Raw genomic sequence first — 15631 nt, 5'->3', positions numbered from 1 at the left:
CATACTCCTCAGGCTGCCGCGGATTGCGGGCGGGCGGCGACGGCCCGTTCGGCCGCCTCTTCCAGCGTGTCGGCAGAGATGATCGGAAGCCCGCTTTCGCGAATGATCTTCTGGCCTTCCTCGACGTTCGTGCCGCTCAGCCGCACAACCACCGGGATCTCGATCCCCACCTCCTTGTAGGCCTGGATGACCCCTTTCGCGATCCAGTCGCAGCGGTTGATGCCGGCGAAGATGTTGACCAGGATCACGGCGACGTTCTGATCCGACAGAACCGTGCGGAAAGCCTGGCAGACCCGCTCGGGCGAGGCGCCGCCGCCGATGTCGAGGAAGTTCGCGGGTTCGCCGCCGGCCAGCTGGATCATGTCCATCGAGGCCATCGCCAGCCCGGCCCCGTTGATGATGCAGCCGATGTCACCATCGAGCCCGACATAGGCAAGGCCATTGTCAAAGGCATGGGACTCGCGCGGGTCCTCTTGCGACGGATCACGCAGCGAGGCGATGCCGGGATGTTTATACAGGGCGTTGCTGTCAAAGGACATTTTCGCATCCAGCGCCACCAGATCGCCCGCGCCGGTGATGACCAGCGGGTTGATCTCGACCATCATGGCGTCCAGATCGCGGTAAGCGCGGTAACAAGCCCGCAGAAAGGTCGAGAACTGGTCGACCTGCTTGCCTTCAAGACCCAGCCGAAACCCCAGTTCGCGCGCCTGGTAGAGGGCCAGCCCCACCGCCGGATCGACCACCGACCGCACCAGGCTGTCGGGATCCTCCTCGGCCAGATCCTCGATCTCCATCCCGCCGTGGCCGGAGGCGACGATCATGATGCGCTCTGTCTTTCGGTCCAGCACGAAGCCCAGGTAGAGTTCCTGCGCGATGTCCGAGGCCTCCTCGACCCAGAGCCGGAAGACGCCCTTGCCGTTGGCGTCGGTCTGCTTGGTGACAAGCTGCCGGCCCAAGAGGCCACGGGCGAACTCGGCCACCTCCTGTTCGGACCTGCAGACCTTGACGCCGCCCACTTCGCCGCGCCCGCCGGAATGGATCTGCGCCTTGACGACCCAGGCATTCCCGCCCAGTTCGCGGGTGCGATAGGCCGCCTGTTCCGGCGAATAGGCCAGCCCGCCGCGCGGCACCGGGACGCCAAAGCTCTTCAGGATTTCCTTGGCCTGATGTTCATGAATGTCCATTTTCTGTCCTCCCTCTCGGCGGATTATTCGGCGGCGATGCCGGTTTCCTTGCTGGCAATCGCCTGCGCCATGTCGATCACGTTGCGGGCCATCTTCTCGCTGGCCGCGTCGATCATCTTGCCGTCGAGACTGGCCGCCCCCTTGCCCGCAGCCTCGGCGGCCTTGAGTTCCTCGATGATCCGTTCGGCCTTGGAGACCTCGGCCTCGGGCGGGCTGAAGACGTCGTTGGCCATGGCGATCTGGCTGGGGTGGATGGCCCATTTGCCCTCGCAGCCCAGGGCCGCGGCACGGCGCGCCGCAGCGACAAAGCCCGGCCCGTCCGCGAAATCGCCAAAGGGTCCGTCGATGGCGCGCAGCCCGTAGGCGCGGCAGGCAATGACCATCCGGGTGATCGAGGCATGCCACTGATCGCCCGGATAATCCGGGTTCAGACCGCCGATGTTCACGGTGCGCGCCCGCATCGAGGCCGCGTAATCGGCCACGCCGAAATGCAACGCCTCCAGCCGCCCGCCGAACTGCGCGATGGCCTCGACATTGGCCATGCCCAGCGCGGTTTCGATCAGCGCCTCCAGCCCCACGCGATGGGTCAGGCCGCAGGCCTGTTCGATCTGGTTGATCATCGCCTCGACCATGTAGAGGTCCGCTGGCACGCCCACCTTGGGCACCAGCAGCGTCTCGACCCGGTCACCGGCCTTTTCCATGATGTCGACCACGTCGCGGTACATGTAATGCGTGTCCAGCCCGTTGATCCGCACCGACACCGTCTTGCCCTTGCCGGCCCAGTCGATGTCGTTCAGCAGCTCGACCGCGTTCTTGCGCGCCTGGTCCTTTTCCGGCGGCGCCACCGCGTCCTCGAGGTCCAGAAAGACGTAGTCGGCGGCGCTGTCGGCGGCCTTTTCGACCATCGCGGGGTTCGAGGCGGGCACAGCCAGTTCAGAGCGGTGCAGACGCTGTTTGCGCAACGGGTGCAGCGTGTGGGACATGAGGTTTACCTTTCTTCAAAGCATGAGGGGACCGGCCACGCCCCCTTGGGGAGGCGCGTTCAAATGGTCCCGGGTGTCGGGATGGGGTTACTCGGCGGCCACCGCGAAGGGCTGCCGGGTTTCGGCACCGCCCGCGAACCAGGCCTGCGCCGCACCGACGCCCGCGCCGGGGACCACGGCGGCGCCCGCCCGCATCAGGGCCAGTTCGGCGAGGCTCAGCGCGGTCAGCGCCATGCCCTCGTTGAAATCGCCAAGATGACCGATGCGAAAGACCTTGCCGTTCAACCGGCCCAGACCAGACCCGAAAGAGGCGTTGAGATCGTCATAAGCAATGCGCAACACCTCGCGCGCATCCACGCCTGCGGGCACGCGGACCGCACTGACCGTATCCGAGTAATAGCTGTGGTGTTCGGCCACCAGCTCCAGCCCCCAGGCCTGCACGCCCCGGCGGATACCCTCGGCCAGGCGGGCATGGCGGGCAAAGACCGCCTCCAGCCCCTCGGCAAAGATCCGGTCCAGCGACGCGCGCAACCCGTGCAGCAGCGGCGTCGGCGGCGTGTAGGGAAAGTAGCCATCGGCGTTGAAGGCCCGCATGTCGGCGAAATCATAGTAGGCGCGGCGCATGGTGGCCGTCTTCGACGCCTCCAGCGCCTTCTGGCTGACCCCCAGGATGCCCAGCCCCGCCGGCATCATCATGCCCTTCTGACTGCCGGTCACGGCCAGGTCGACGCCCCAGTCGTCCATGCGGAACTCCATCGACCCGATCGAAGAGACACCGTCGACAAAGAGCAGCGCGTCGTGAAAGGTGCTGTCCAGTGCCCGGCGCACCGCCGCCACGTCCGACACGACGCCGGTCGCGGTCTCGTTGTGGGTGACGAAGACCGCCTTGATCTCGTCATGCACGTCGCGGCCAAGGATGCGCTCGAACTCGCCCACCGGCGCGCTGGCGCCCCAGGGCAGATCGACGACGACGGGTTCCAGTCCCAGCATCTCTGCCATCTTGACCCAGAGCGTCGAGAACTGGCCATAGCGCGCCATCAGCACCTTGTCGCCCGGGTTCAGCGTGTTGGTGATCGCCGCCTCCCAGGCCGAGGTGCCAGAGCCCGGAAACAGCATCACCTCGCCGGTCGCGGTCTTGAACACGCGCTTGAGGTCGGAAAACAGGCCAAGGGTCAACTCGCCGAAATCACTGGCGCGCATGTCCTGCTGCGGGACATTCATCGCCTGACGCACGACCTCCGGCACATTGGTCGGGCCGGGGATGAAAAGATGGGTCTGTCCGGTGCGCATGGTGCTCCTCCCTTGCGGTTGAGCGCCACCATGCGCCAGACATTCAGCAACCGGAAACAAAGCCGGGTCCTGCTGTAAATGCGAGATTTTACAAACATGGAAAATTGTCAAAGTGTAAAATTTAGTATACTGTAAAATACCATGAAGACCTTCATCGGACCCCGCCTGCGCCGCCTGCGCATCGAACACGGCCAGACCCAGGTGCAGATGGCCAAGCGCCTGGGCATCTCGACCTCTTACGTGAACCTGTTGGAAAAGAACGAGCGCAGCGTGTCGGTCCCGGTCCTGCTCAAGCTGTTCGAGGCCTATGGCGTCGATTGGCGCGACATCGCCGAGGACGACGACACGGCGCAACTGGCCGACATCCGCGGCGTCCTTCAGGACCCGTTGTTCGAAGGCGCCCGCCCCGATCTGCCGCAACTGCGCGCCGCGCTGGCGCACAGCCCCGACCTCGCCGCCTGCTTTCTGAAACTGCACCGCGCCTTCATGGCGACGAATGACCAGCTGATGAGCGTGGCCAGCTCCGGCGAGACCGGGCAGCGCGTCCTGCCGCAGACCTCCGAGGCCGTGGTGCACAACTTTTTCCGCAGCAACCGCAACCACTTCGAGGCCCTGGAACAGGCCGCCGAAGGGTTCTGGTTCGGCGAGAACGTCGCGCCCGACGACATCTACCCCGCGCTGAAACTGCGCCTTCGGCACCGGCTGGACCTGCGGGTGCGGCTGGTGCCGGTGGCCGAGATGCCGACCTCGCTCAGGGAATATGACGACGAGCGCCGCGAGGTCCGCCTGTCCGAGGCACTGGACCATCCCAACCGGGTGTTCCAGCTGGTCCATGTCGCGGCGCTGGTGGAACAGAAGGACTTGCTGGACGACATCCTGGGCCGCAGCGGCCTGACCGATGCCAAGGGGCGCGCCCGCTGCCGGGTCGAGCTGGCCAACTATTTTGCCGCCGCCGTTCTGATGCCCTATGACCGCTTTCTCGCCGAGGCGCTGGAGAGCAAGTACGACTTCGACCACCTGGCCACGCGGTTCGGCGTCAGCTTCGAACAGGCCTGCCACCGCGCCACCACGCTGCAACGCAGCGGAGCGCGCGGCGTACCGTTCTTCTTCCTGCGGATCGACAAGGCCGGAAACGTCACCAAGCGATTCAACTCGACCGATTTTCACCTGGCCGAATACGGCGGTGCCTGCCCCCGGCTGGAAGTGCACACCTGTTTCCGGACACCGGGCCTGATTCTGCCGCAGGTGGCCGAGATGCCCGACCGATCACAGTTCTTCGTCTTTGCCCGCACGGTGGACCGGCCCAGCTTTGCCCGCCACAGGCAGGACGTGCGGCTGGCGGTGGCGATGGGCTGCGCGATGGAACACGTCGGCAGCATCGGCTACGCCGAGGACCTGAACGTCCGGCGCCCCCATGCGGCCGAGATCGGCATCAACTGCCGGGTCTGCCCCCGCGCCAACTGCGATCAGCGCGCGCACCAGGCGGTGGTCCTTTCCGAACCGGTGGACGAGAACCGGCGCGGCGCGACGCGCTACGCCGTTTGAGCCCGCGTTAACAAGACCTTGCCGCCTTGTACAAAATGCCGGATTCCCCGTACGTTTTGTACAAAACGTACAGGGTTTCCCATCACGCCCAGTCCAGCACCACCTTACCGGACTTGCCCGATTTCATCGCCGCAAAGCCCTCTTCGAAACTGTCGACAGGGAACCGATGCGTGATGACCCGGCTGACATCCAGGCCGTTTTCCAGCATGGCGATCATCTTGTACCAGGTTTCGAAGATCTCCCGCCCATAGACCCCCTTGATCGTGATCGCCTTGAAGACGATGCGCGACCAGTCGACCGGCGACTTGCCCGGCGGAATGCCCAACAGCGCGACGCGCCCGCCCATCACCAGCGTCTCGACCATCTGGTCCAGCGCCTGCTGGTTTCCGGACATCTCAAGACCCACGTCGAAGCCCTCTTTCATCTTTAGCCGCGCCTCGACATCCTTCAGGTCTTCCTCCGCAACATTCACCGGCACCACGTCCGCCACCTGCGCCGCCAGCGCCAACCGGTCAGGGTTCACATCCGTGATCACGACGTGCCGGGCGCCGACATGCCGCGCGACGGCCGCGGCCATGATGCCGATGGGCCCCGCGCCGGTGATCAACACGTCCTCTCCGACGAGATCGAAACTCAGCGCCGTGTGCACCGCATTGCCCAGCGGATCGAGGATCGCCCCGATCTCGTCCGGGATACTGTCCGGCAACGGCACCACGTTGAAGGCCGGCAGGCGCAGGTATTGGGCAAAGGCCCCCTGCTCGTTCACGCCGATACCCCGCGTTTCGGGGTCGAGATGGAACTTGCCGGCCCGTGACTGGCGCGAGTGCTTGCCGATCAAATGCCCCTCGCCGCTGCAGCGCTGACCGATGGTCAGGTCATCCACGTTGCGGCCGATCTCGACGATCTCGCCGGCGAATTCATGCCCCGTCACCAAGGGAACCGGCACGGTCTTTTGCGCCCAGTCGTCCCAGTTCCAGATATGGATATCCGTCCCGCAAATGCCCGTCGCCTTGATCTTGATGAGCACGTCATCCGGTCCGATCTCGGGAACCGGCACGCGCTCCATCCACAGGCCTTCCTCGGGTCTTGCTTTCACAAGCGCTTTCATCTGGTTGCTTTTCATCGGATCACTCCCAACTCTCGGCCCACCTCGGCAAAGGCTGCCAGCGCCTTGTCCAGATGCTCGCGCGTCAAGTCGGCGCTCATCTGCGTGCGGATGCGCGCCTGTCCCTTGGGCACCACCGGAAAGAAGAAACCCGAGACATAGACACCCCGCTCGAACAGCCGCGATGCCATTTCCTGCGCCAGTTTCGCCTCGCCCAGCATGACCGGGATGATCGGATGCTCACCCGGCAGCAGGTCGAACCCCAGATCCGTCAGGCCCGCGCGCCAGTAGGCGGCATTGTCGAAAAGTCGCGCCCGCAGATCGTCGCCTTCCTCGACCAGTCGGATGGCCTCGATCCCCGCGGCCACGACCGCCGGCGGCAGCGCGTTGGAAAACAGGTAGGGCCGCGCGCGTTGACGCAACAGGTCGATCACTGGCTGCGGCCCGGCGATGTAGCCGCCAATGGCGCCTCCCAGCGCCTTGCCCAGCGTGCCGGTCAGGATATCGACATCGACCCCGCAATGCGCCGGCGTCCCCTGCCCCTGCGGCCCCATGAAGCCGGTCGCGTGGCAGTCGTCCACCATGACCAGCGCATCGTATTGGTCTGCCAGCGCCGTGATCTCTGGCAGCTTGGCAAGGTAGCCATCCATCGAAAAAACACCATCGGTGGCGATCATGATGAACCGCGCACCATCCGCGCGCGCCTGTTTCAACTGCGCCTCCAGGTCCGCCATGTCGGAATTGGCATAGCGATAGCGCCGCGCCTTGCACAGGCGGATGCCGTCGATGATCGAGGCATGGTTAAGCGCGTCCGAGATAACGGCATCCTCCGGCCCCAACAGCGGCTCGAAAAGCCCGCCATTGGCATCGAAACAGGCCGCGAAGAGGATCGAGTCATCCTTGCCCAGAAATTTCGCCAGCCGGGTCTCCAACTCTCGGTGCAGGTCCTGAGTGCCACAGATGAACCGGACGGAGGCCATGCCGTAGCCCTTCGGCTCCATCGCCGCCTTGGCCGCAGCGATCAGGTCGGGATGATCGGCCAGGCCAAGGTAGTTGTTGGCACAAAGGCAGATCTTCGTCTCGCCATCGACCATGATCTCACCGCCCTGCGGCGAACTGATGAGGCGCTCGCGCTTCATCATGCCGTCGGCCTCGATCTGGCTCAGGGTCTCGGTCAGATGGGTCAGGAATCGGTGTGTCATGTCAGCCTCCATTGCGGAAACGCTAACATGACGGACGAGATTCCGAAATAGGGGATTTTCGGGATTACGGAAAATTATCCGCTATACTGGCAAATCACGCATCCTGCACCACCAGGAAGGCGCGCGCCGGGACAGAGGCCGCGATACGGTGTGCCACGTCGGCGGCATAGCGCGCGGTATCCCCGGGGCCGAGCCGATCGCTGCCCGCACCGCTTGTCACCTCGACTTCGCCTTCGATCACGCTGAGATGCTCGCGCGCGCCGCGCGTGTGCGGCAGGCTGTCCAGCACCCCGCCAGCGGCAAAGCGCAACTCGTAGACTTCGTGCCGGCCGGCCTCTTCGGGTGGCGACAGGATGCGGATGGTGCAGCCCGCACCCCGGTTCTCGATCGTGGGCACGTCCCCCGCGCGCAGCACCTCGATCTGGCGCGCCGGCGCCTCTTCCAGCAAACCGGCGAAATCGACCTGCAGCGCGCGGGTCAGGTTCCAGAGCGTGGCGATGGTGGGCGAGGATTCACCCCGTTCGATCTGGCTGACCATGCTGCGGGACACGCCCGACAGCTTGGCCACGGCATCCAGAGACAGCCCCTGCGCCCGGCGCGCCTCGCGCAGACGAGAGGGAAGTTTGGCCAAGATGGCGTCAGCGTTTTCCGTCATACCGGAGAAATACCGGCACGCTGCCCGCGGGGCAAGCCCGCTTTCCTCTGGTATCACTCCATGTCAGCATCGCGCCGGACCAGAGGGGAACACGATGACCGACAACCATGTTTCGACCCATGACGCCGCGCCGGACGCGCGCAACGATGACATTCTGATCTATGTCGACGGCGAGATCGTCCACCGGGACGAGGCGCGGGTGTCCGTCTATGACAGCGGGTTCCTGCTGGGGGACGGGATCTGGGAAGGCCTGCGGCTGTATGATGGCAGGATCCCCTTCCTGGACGACCACCTGGATCGGCTCTTCGAAGCCGCGCTCTACCTCGAACTGGAGATCGGCAAGACGCGCGAGGAACTGACGCGGGCCATATGGGACACGCTGTCGGCGAACGGGATGACGACGGATGTTCACATCCGCCTGATGGTGACACGCGGGCGCAAGCGCAAGCCGTTCCAGCACCCGCATCTCAGCGTCTACGGCCCCACCATTGTCATCATCGCGGAGCATTCGAAACCCGATGACAGCGTGATCGACCGGGGCATTTCCCTGTTCACCGTACCGCATCATCGCGGGCTGCCGTTGACGCAGGATGCCAAGCTGAACTCGCATTCCAAGCTGAACTGCATCATCGCGCTGAACCATGCTGTTCGGGCCGGCGCCGACGAGGCGCTGATGCTGGACCCTTTCGGTTTCGTGAACACGACCAATGCCTGCAACTTCTTCATCGTGCGCAAGGGCGAGGTCTGGACCTCGACCGGGGACTACTGCATGAACGGAATCACGCGGCAAAAGGTGATCGACATTTGCCGCCAGAACGGCATCCCGGTCCATGAACGCAACTATTCTCTGGTCGACACCTACGGCGCCGACGAGGCCTTTCTGACGGGCACCTTCGGCGCGCAGACACCGGTCTTCGAGATCGACGGGCGCGTGATAGGCGGCGGCAAGGCGGGGCCGGTGTTCCACCGCATCCGCGCACTCTACAAGGAAATGATCCGGCGCGGCGACTGAACACCGGGCAACGTGCATATCTGATCGGGCGGACATGACAGATCGCGGAACATGGCCGCGGCGCGTTGAATCCTGTCGCGAATTCAGAGGTGAGACGCCCCGACGTCTGGCGTCGGCTGGACGTGCTCACCTTGGCCTCAGACATTCTGTATACATAATTCAGGAATGACGCACTCAATTCGCACATAAAGACACCCCATTGACAGAATCTGTATACAGAATACCCTCTCGGAAAGATTGGGGGAGGAGACCCATGAATCGCCAGGAACGCAGCGCGCAGTTCGCACGCGCCCTGATCGAGTTGCGCTCGCTCGTGCTGAACGGCGTCTATGCCAGGGGCGAGCGCCTGGCCGAAACCGCGCTTTCGGACCGCTTGGGCCTGTCCCGAACGCCCTTGCGACAGGCGATGGATCGGCTGGTGGACGAAGGCCTTCTGGAACGGATCGAAACCGGTGGCTGCCGCGTGGCGAAGTTCACCTGTGCCGATATCCACGACGCGATCGAGCTGCGCGGCGTCCTTGAAGGCACAGCCGCCCGTCTTGCCGCGGAACGCGGCGCGGTTCCCGAACTGGCCGAACGCATGAACGAAGTCCTGGCGCAACTGGACGAAGCCGTCGCAGCCCCACTTGATTTCAAGGCCTATGTCACCTTGAACGGCGAATTCCACGACCTGCTGGCCAACCTCGCGGGCAGCGCAATCGTGGCGCGCGAGGTCGCGCGCGCCGGACGGTTGCCGGCTGCCTCACCCTCCGCCTTCATGCAGGGGCAGGAACTGATCCCCGATTTCCGCGAAAGCCTGACCCATGCACAACGACAGCACCGCGCCATCTATGAGGCGATCATGGACCGCCAGGGCAGCCGCGCCGAGGCGCTGGCCCGCGAACACGCGCGTCTGGCCCGCACCAACCTTGACTACGTGACAAGAGAAGAGCCGGCCCTTGCCGAAAAGGTGCCCGGCCTGTCGCTGATCGCGGAATGATCCGACTGACACAGGGAGAGAGGAACCAAGCATGCCCAGTCTGAACGACGCGATGAAGACGTGGAACACTCCGGTCGAGATGCTGCGCAACAGCCAGGCCGGGATGTATGTCTACCCCGTGGTGACGCCGGAATTCCAGAACTGGCGCAATGAACAGGCCGCCTGGCGCGAAAGCGCGGTGCTGTTCGACCAGAGCCACCACATGGACGAGGTCATCGTCGAAGGCCCGCAGGCGACGGAGTTCCTGTCGCATCACGGCATCAACTCCTTCGCCAATTTCGACCTGAACCGGGCCAAGCACTTTGTCCCGGTCACCCCCAACGGCCATGTCATCGGCGACCACATCATTTTCCGCGAGCGCGAAGACAAGTATATCCTCGTCGGCCGGGCGCCGACTTCGAACTGGCTGATGTTCGCCGCGGCCTGGGGCAAGTGGAACGTGCGCCTTCGCCACGACCCCCGGTCGCCATCGCGCCCCGAGGGCGAGCGCGTGCTGCGCGAGCACTACCGCTATCAGATCCAGGGGCCCGAGGCCTACAAGATCTTCGAGAAGATGAATGGCGGACCGATCCCCGACATCAAGTTCTTTCACGTCGACTGGATCAACATCGGCTCCAAGAAGGTGCAGGCACTGCGCCACGGCATGTCCGGCGCGCCGGGGCTGGAGGTCTGGGGCCCCTACAAGGACAAGGACTACATCCACTCGGTGATCCTGGAGTCCGCGACAGAGGCCGGCGTGGACATCGTGCAATGCGGCAGCCGCGCCTATTCGACCAACACGCTGGAATCCGGTTGGATCCCCTCTCCCCTGCCCGGCATCTACACGGGCGACGGGATGCTGGCGGATTACCGCGACTGGCTGGGCGCCGACATGTACGAGGCGGCGGGCGCCATCGGCGGCAGCTTTGTCAGCGAAAACATCGAGGACTATTACGTCAACCCGTTCGAACTGGGCTATGATTTCTACATCGGCTGGAAGAAGGACGATTTCATCGGCAAGGCGGCACTGGAAAAGATCAAGGCCGAAGGCGCCCACCGCAAGAAGGTGACCTTTGAATGGAACCGCGAGGATGTGCTGAAAGTCATCGCCAGCGGTTTCGAGGAGGGCACACCCTACAAATGGATCGACTTTCCGCAGCCCAACTATGCCTCGTCCAGCGCCGACATGGTGATGCAGGGCGACCAGATGGTCGGCATGTCGATGTTCAACGGCTATAGCTGGAACGAACGCTGCATGCTGTCGCTGGGGGTGGTGCACAAAGACGTGCAGGTGGGCGACGTGCTGACCCTGCGCTGGGGCGAGCCGGACGATACCGCCAAGACATCGACCGAAAAGCACAAGCAGGCCGAGATCCGGGTGCGCGTCTCGCCCACGCCCTATGCCAAGGAAGCCCGCGAGAACTATGCCGACAGCTGGCGGACGAAGGCGGCGGAATAGCAAGAATTCATGCGTCTTCGGGCGGAATGAATATGTGTCCCGGGCAAGGTCATGCGCTACTCTGCCCGGGGGTGGACCGTGCCGGGGAGGGCCGGCCATGCCAACCGGGAGGATAATCAAATGAAAATGACCCATCTGTTCGCGGGCGCCGCACTTGCCGTCGCCTCTGCCATGAGCGTGCAGGCCCAGGAGCTGAAATTCGCCAATTTCACCCCACCGTTCCACACCATCAACGCCAGCGTGATCGAAAGGCTGAATGCCGATTTGTCGGCGGCCACCGATGGCGCGGTCAGCGTGCGCGGCTATCACGGCGGCGAGTTGGGCGCCGGCCCGGTCGAACAATATGTCCGCGCCGTGCAGGGTGTCGCGGACATGGTCTGGGGCCTTCCGGGCTATACCTCGTCGCAGTTCGGCAAGACCATGATTGTCGAACTGCCCAACGCCATCCCGCTGGACCAGCCGGGCTATGAGGCGCTCTGGGCCGCCTTCGACGAGATCAAGGGAGAGTTCCCGGCTACAAAGCCGATCGCGCTCTGGACCTCGGAGCCGAATATTTTCATCATGAAGGACGTGCAGATCCGCACACCTGCGGACCTCGAAGGGTTGAAGGTGCGCGTCGCCGGCGCCACTGCCGCCGAAGTGGCCGAGGCCCTTGGCGCGACACCGGTACAGATGCCGATCAACCAGGTCTATAACGCCCTGCAGACCGGCCTGATCGACGGCGTGATCACCGGGGCATCGACGCTGTCGGACTTCAAGCTGGACGAAGTCGCCAACAGCTATACCGTGGGCGCCAACCTTGGCCGCCTCGCGTTCTACACGGTGATGGGCCAGTCGTCCTATGATAAGTTGTCCGCGGAGGCCAAGGCCGCCGTCGATGCCGTCGCCGGAATGGAGGTTTCCAAGTCCGCCGAGATGGCATGGAACGCGACGGCGGATGCCGCGCTGGAGACGGCCCGCGCCGACAATACCAACGTGGTGATCGATCTCAGCCCGGAAGAGGCCCAGGCCTTTGCCGATGCCGTCGCCGACGTGGTGAACGGTTACGTCAGCGAAGTCAGCGGAGAGGCCGCGCTTGCCAAGATGCGGGGCGAGTGAGTGCTGAACGCGCTCAGGAAAACCGCGGACGGGCTGATCCGCCTGTCCGCGGGGATCGGCGCCCTGGCCCTGATCGCGGAGGTCGGCGTGATCCTGGTGGACGTGATCGGGCGGGCCTTCGGTCATCCGATGTTCGGCAGCCAGGACCTGATCACCATGATCATGGTCATGCTGGTCTTTGGCGGCATGGCGCTCTGTGACCGGAACGGCGGACATATCGCCGTCGACCTGTTCCAGAAGACCTATCCGCCGTTGATGAACCGGATCATCGACATCTTCTCTGCGCTCTTGGGCGCCGCAATCTTTGCCTTCATCGCCTGGGCGGTCTGGGAAAGCGCCAAGCTGAGCCAGATGCTGAACCTGTCGACCAACCTCCTGCGGCTGCCCAAGGCCTGGTTTCAGTGGGGGCTGTGCGGGTTTGCTGCCCTGACCTCTCTGGGCATGTGTCTACGGGCGGTGGAACTGTCCCTGTCCCGACGCGACGTGCGCGGGGAATGGAGCAAGACCACATGACCATCGGCGCCATCGGCCTTTTGGGGATCGCGGTCCTGCTGATCCTGCTGATCCTGCGTATTCCCGTGGCCTTTGCCATGTTCCTGGTGGGCTTTTTGGGGATCTGGCACCTGAACGGCTGGAACGCGGCAATGGGGCTCTTGGCCTCCGAGACCTTTACGCTGGCCTCGAACCCGGAACTGGTCATCATCCCCCTGTTCATCCTGATGGGCAACGTGGCCACGGTCACCGGGATGAGCCGGCAGCTCTACGATGCCGCCTATGCGGTGATCGGCCAAGTCCGCGGCGGGCTGGCCTCGGCAACGGTGATCGGCTGCGGCGGTTTCGCGGCCTTGTCGGGATCGTCCGTCGCCTCCGCCCTGACGATGGGCAAGGTCAGCCTGCGAGAGATGGACCGTTTCGACTATGATCCGCGCCTGTCGACAGGTGTGGTCGCCGCCGGCGGCACTCTGGGCATCCTGATCCCGCCCTCCACCGGCTTTGTCATCTATGCGATCCTGACCGAACAGAGCATCGGTCGCCTATTCCTGGCAGGCGTCCTGCCCGGGCTGCTGCTGTTGAGCGCCTTCATCCTGACCATCACCATCATGTGCTGGCTCCGCCCCGCCCTCGGCCCCGCCGGACCGCAAACCACGATCGACGAGAAAAGCCGCAAGCTGCTGGGCGCACTGCCCATCCTCGTGGTGATCCTGCTGACAATCGGCGGCATCTACGCCGGGCTTTTTTCTCCGACGGAGGCGGCCGGCGTGGGGGCCGGGCTGGTGATACTCTACGGGGGTGTCACCAGAACCCTCTCGATCCGCGCCTTCTGGGAGGCCGCCAAGGACAGCATCGTGACCACGGCGACGGTCATGCTGATCCTGATCGCAGCGCATATGATCAACCCTTTCCTGGCCCTCAGCCATATTCCCACGGTAGTCGGAGAGTTCCTGGCGGGACTGGAGGCAGGAGCAATCGGCACCCTCGTGGTGATCCTTTTCGTCTACCTCGTCCTGGGCTGCTTTCTCGAAGGTTTTGCGATGCTGGTGTTGACCCTGCCGATCTTCTTTCCGGTCATCGTCGACCTGGGGATCGATCCGATCTGGTTTGGCGTTCTTGTTGTCCTGACGCTGGAAATTGGATTGATCTCGCCACCGGTGGGCATCAACGTCTTTATCGTCAAGTCCGTGGCGCCCAGTGTGGAACTGGGGACCATCTTTCGCGGTGTCCTGCCCTTCTGGCTGGCGATGATCGGAACGCTGGCGGTCCTGATCGCCTTCCCGCAGATCTCTTTGATCCTGCCCGACACGATGTTCAACTGACATGACAACAGGACGAACGATCCCACGCAACCTGCGGCACCTGCGCCTTTTGCCTGCGATAGCAGATCACCGTTCGCTGACCGGTGCGGCGCAGGTCAGCGGCCTGTCACAGACCGCCGTCACCCATGCCCTGCACAAGCTCGAAACGGCTGTGGGCAGCGCCCTGTTCGACCGCAACAGCGCCGGGGCATTTCCGACGAATCGTGGTCTGGTGCTGCTGGCACGGGTTCGGCGCGCGCTCGACCGGCTGGACCCTGCCCTCGAATCCCTGGCGCCCGGCCTGTCGCGCGTGGCGACACATTCACAGCTCACCGCTCTGATCACCACAGCGCAGACCGGCAATGTCTCACTGGCCGCACGGCAACTGGGCCTGGCGCAACCGACGGTCCATCGCGCCGTGACGGATTTGGAACGGGCCGCTGATCGTTCATTGTTCGATCGCGCACGTAACGGATTGGTCCCGCACCGGGCCTGCCTGTCGCTTTGCAGGGCCGCACGACTCGCCTTTGCCGAACTGGACCAGGCCGAGGCGGATCTTGCAGAGTTCGACGGGCGAGAGGGCGGGCGCGTGGTTCTGGGCGCCCTGCCCCTGTCGCGATCCGACCTGTTGCCCGCCGCCCTGGTGGCCTTCCGGCAGGAACGTCCCGAAACGCCCGTCATCGTGCATGACAGTCGCTACGAGGATCTTTTGGCCGGGCTCGTTGCCGGCGAGGTCGATGCCATCATCGGAGCGCTACGCAGCCCTGCCCCCGCGGCGGAGGTCGAGCAACGGCCGCTCTTTGAAGACCGGTTGTGTTTCGTATCCGGACCGGAGCATCCCCTGGCCGGCGAGACGTCTTTGACCATCGAAAACCTTGCTCGATGGCCTTGGATCGTCCCCCGCGAGGGAGCGCCCGCACGACTTCAGTTCCAGGAGTTCTTTGCCAAACACGGTCTGCGGCCTCCCGAAAACGTCATCGAAAGTGGTTCGGTCCTGCTGATGCGCGAGACCTTGCGGCAAAGCGACATGCTCGGCTGCATTTCAGGCTGGCAGGCCGCAGCCGAGGTCCGGCACCGCCTGATGACGCCACTTCCGGTTCAACCGGATGTTCCTGCACGCAAGATCGGTGTCACGCTGCGCCGTGACTGGATGCCCACAACGGCGCAACGCCGCATGCTGGATCTGCTGACCGAGGCCGCGCGGAACCTGTGATCCGACATAGAAAAAACCCCGCCGGCAAAGCCGAACGGGGTTCCTGTTTCTTACATCGCATAGAGAGGTGTGGTTTTTACTAGGTTTGGCGGCGACCTACTCTCCCACGTCTTGAGACGCAGTACCATTGGCGC

Annotated in this window: 14 protein-coding genes; 8 read left to right on the top strand and 6 right to left on the bottom strand. The window is 64.1% G+C overall.

The genetic code is table 11. The annotated features are described in order from the left end of the window. Positions 1 to 8: 8 nt before the first annotated feature. From RBB42_RS23990 to RBB42_RS23980, 3 genes are all read right to left on the bottom strand, one after another. A complete protein-coding gene (locus RBB42_RS23990) occupies positions 9 to 1184 on the bottom strand; it encodes a malate--CoA ligase subunit beta (RefSeq protein WP_305971956.1) in 1176 nt (391 codons plus the stop codon). A 23-nt stretch (positions 1185 to 1207) separates the two neighbouring features. Next, positions 1208 to 2167, bottom strand: a complete 960-nt coding sequence (locus tag RBB42_RS23985; protein WP_305971955.1) for an HpcH/HpaI aldolase/citrate lyase family protein — start codon at positions 2165 to 2167, stop codon at positions 1208 to 1210. An 87-nt stretch (positions 2168 to 2254) separates the two neighbouring features. Continuing rightward, positions 2255 to 3457 carry a pyridoxal-phosphate-dependent aminotransferase family protein gene (locus tag RBB42_RS23980; RefSeq protein WP_305971954.1) on the bottom strand — a complete coding sequence of 401 codons (1203 nt, stop codon included), beginning with the start codon at positions 3455 to 3457 and terminating at the stop codon, positions 2255 to 2257. Positions 3458 to 3598: 141 nt separating this feature from the next. On the opposite strand from RBB42_RS23980, the gene RBB42_RS23975 reads away from it, so the two are divergent. Next, a complete protein-coding gene (locus tag RBB42_RS23975; protein ID WP_305971953.1) occupies positions 3599 to 5002 on the top strand; it encodes a helix-turn-helix domain-containing protein in 1404 nt (467 codons plus the stop codon). Positions 5003 to 5084: 82 nt separating this feature from the next. Here RBB42_RS23975 and tdh read toward each other — a convergent pair whose 3' ends face one another. The 3 genes from tdh to RBB42_RS23960 form a co-directional block, all read right to left on the bottom strand. Continuing rightward, the gene (gene tdh, locus RBB42_RS23970) at positions 5085 to 6125 is read right to left on the bottom strand and encodes an L-threonine 3-dehydrogenase (RefSeq protein ID WP_305971952.1); all 1041 of its coding nucleotides are present in this window, start codon (positions 6123 to 6125) and stop codon (positions 5085 to 5087) included. Beyond that, positions 6122 to 7309: a glycine C-acetyltransferase gene (locus RBB42_RS23965; protein ID WP_305971951.1), complete on the bottom strand. Its 1188-nt coding sequence runs from the start codon at positions 7307 to 7309 to the stop codon at positions 6122 to 6124. The genes tdh and RBB42_RS23965 overlap by 4 nt, the downstream gene beginning before the upstream one ends. A gap of 94 nt (positions 7310 to 7403) precedes the next feature. Beyond that, positions 7404 to 7964: a helix-turn-helix domain-containing protein gene (locus tag RBB42_RS23960; RefSeq protein ID WP_305971950.1), complete on the bottom strand. Its 561-nt coding sequence runs from the start codon at positions 7962 to 7964 to the stop codon at positions 7404 to 7406. A gap of 94 nt (positions 7965 to 8058) precedes the next feature. Here RBB42_RS23960 and RBB42_RS23955 point away from each other — a divergent pair, with 94 nt between their 5' ends. The 7 genes from RBB42_RS23955 (at position 8059) to RBB42_RS23925 (ending at position 15497) form a co-directional block, all read left to right on the top strand. Beyond that, positions 8059 to 8976: an aminotransferase class IV gene (locus RBB42_RS23955; protein WP_305971949.1), complete on the top strand. Its 918-nt coding sequence runs from the start codon at positions 8059 to 8061 to the stop codon at positions 8974 to 8976. Between the two features lie 253 nt (positions 8977 to 9229). Further along, entirely contained in the window at positions 9230 to 9955 is a 726-nt protein-coding gene (locus RBB42_RS23950; RefSeq protein WP_305971948.1) for a GntR family transcriptional regulator, read from the top strand. Positions 9956 to 9986: 31 nt separating this feature from the next. Then, positions 9987 to 11393 carry a vanillate/3-O-methylgallate O-demethylase gene (ligM, locus tag RBB42_RS23945; protein WP_305971947.1) on the top strand — a complete coding sequence of 469 codons (1407 nt, stop codon included), beginning with the start codon at positions 9987 to 9989 and terminating at the stop codon, positions 11391 to 11393. A 120-nt stretch (positions 11394 to 11513) separates the two neighbouring features. Next, positions 11514 to 12491 carry a TRAP transporter substrate-binding protein gene (locus tag RBB42_RS23940; RefSeq protein WP_306043442.1) on the top strand — a complete coding sequence of 326 codons (978 nt, stop codon included), beginning with the start codon at positions 11514 to 11516 and terminating at the stop codon, positions 12489 to 12491. Then, entirely contained in the window at positions 12492 to 13004 is a 513-nt protein-coding gene (locus tag RBB42_RS23935; RefSeq protein WP_305971945.1) for a TRAP transporter small permease, read from the top strand. Further along, positions 13001 to 14305 (top strand): TRAP transporter large permease, encoded by a 1305-nt coding sequence (locus RBB42_RS23930; RefSeq protein ID WP_305971944.1) that lies wholly within the window; start codon positions 13001 to 13003, stop codon positions 14303 to 14305. Before RBB42_RS23935 ends, RBB42_RS23930 begins: the two co-directional genes overlap by 4 nt. Position 14306: 1 nt before the next feature. Continuing rightward, positions 14307 to 15497: a LysR family transcriptional regulator gene (locus RBB42_RS23925; RefSeq protein WP_305971943.1), complete on the top strand. Its 1191-nt coding sequence runs from the start codon at positions 14307 to 14309 to the stop codon at positions 15495 to 15497. The last annotated feature ends 134 nt before the right edge of the window (positions 15498 to 15631 follow it).

This window comes from Mameliella sp. MMSF_3455, from assembly GCF_030733205.1.
Lineage (GTDB): Bacteria > Pseudomonadota > Alphaproteobacteria > Rhodobacterales > Rhodobacteraceae > Antarctobacter.
Note: the sequence above shows the minus strand (reverse complement) of the source record. Positions and strands in the feature narration are given on the sequence as shown.

Excerpts from the sequence above, each read along its gene's own strand:
- RBB42_RS23990 (WP_305971956.1), bottom strand. The coding sequence starts at position 1,184 with ATGGACATTCATGAACATCAGGCCAAGGAAATCCTGAAGAGCTTTGGC.
- RBB42_RS23985 (WP_305971955.1), bottom strand. The coding sequence starts at position 2,167 with ATGTCCCACACGCTGCACCCGTTGCGCAAACAGCGTCTGCACCGCTCT.
- RBB42_RS23980 (WP_305971954.1), bottom strand. The coding sequence starts at position 3,457 with ATGCGCACCGGACAGACCCATCTTTTCATCCCCGGCCCGACCAATGTG.
- RBB42_RS23975 (WP_305971953.1), top strand. The coding sequence starts at position 3,599 with ATGAAGACCTTCATCGGACCCCGCCTGCGCCGCCTGCGCATCGAACAC.
- tdh (WP_305971952.1), bottom strand. The coding sequence starts at position 6,125 with ATGAAAAGCAACCAGATGAAAGCGCTTGTGAAAGCAAGACCCGAGGAA.
- RBB42_RS23965 (WP_305971951.1), bottom strand. The coding sequence starts at position 7,309 with ATGACACACCGATTCCTGACCCATCTGACCGAGACCCTGAGCCAGATC.
- RBB42_RS23960 (WP_305971950.1), bottom strand. The coding sequence starts at position 7,964 with ATGACGGAAAACGCTGACGCCATCTTGGCCAAACTTCCCTCTCGTCTG.
- RBB42_RS23955 (WP_305971949.1), top strand. The coding sequence starts at position 8,059 with ATGACCGACAACCATGTTTCGACCCATGACGCCGCGCCGGACGCGCGC.
- RBB42_RS23950 (WP_305971948.1), top strand. The coding sequence starts at position 9,230 with ATGAATCGCCAGGAACGCAGCGCGCAGTTCGCACGCGCCCTGATCGAG.
- ligM (WP_305971947.1), top strand. The coding sequence starts at position 9,987 with ATGCCCAGTCTGAACGACGCGATGAAGACGTGGAACACTCCGGTCGAG.
- RBB42_RS23940 (WP_306043442.1), top strand. The coding sequence starts at position 11,514 with ATGAAAATGACCCATCTGTTCGCGGGCGCCGCACTTGCCGTCGCCTCT.
- RBB42_RS23930 (WP_305971944.1), top strand. The coding sequence starts at position 13,001 with ATGACCATCGGCGCCATCGGCCTTTTGGGGATCGCGGTCCTGCTGATC.
- RBB42_RS23925 (WP_305971943.1), top strand. The coding sequence starts at position 14,307 with ATGACAACAGGACGAACGATCCCACGCAACCTGCGGCACCTGCGCCTT.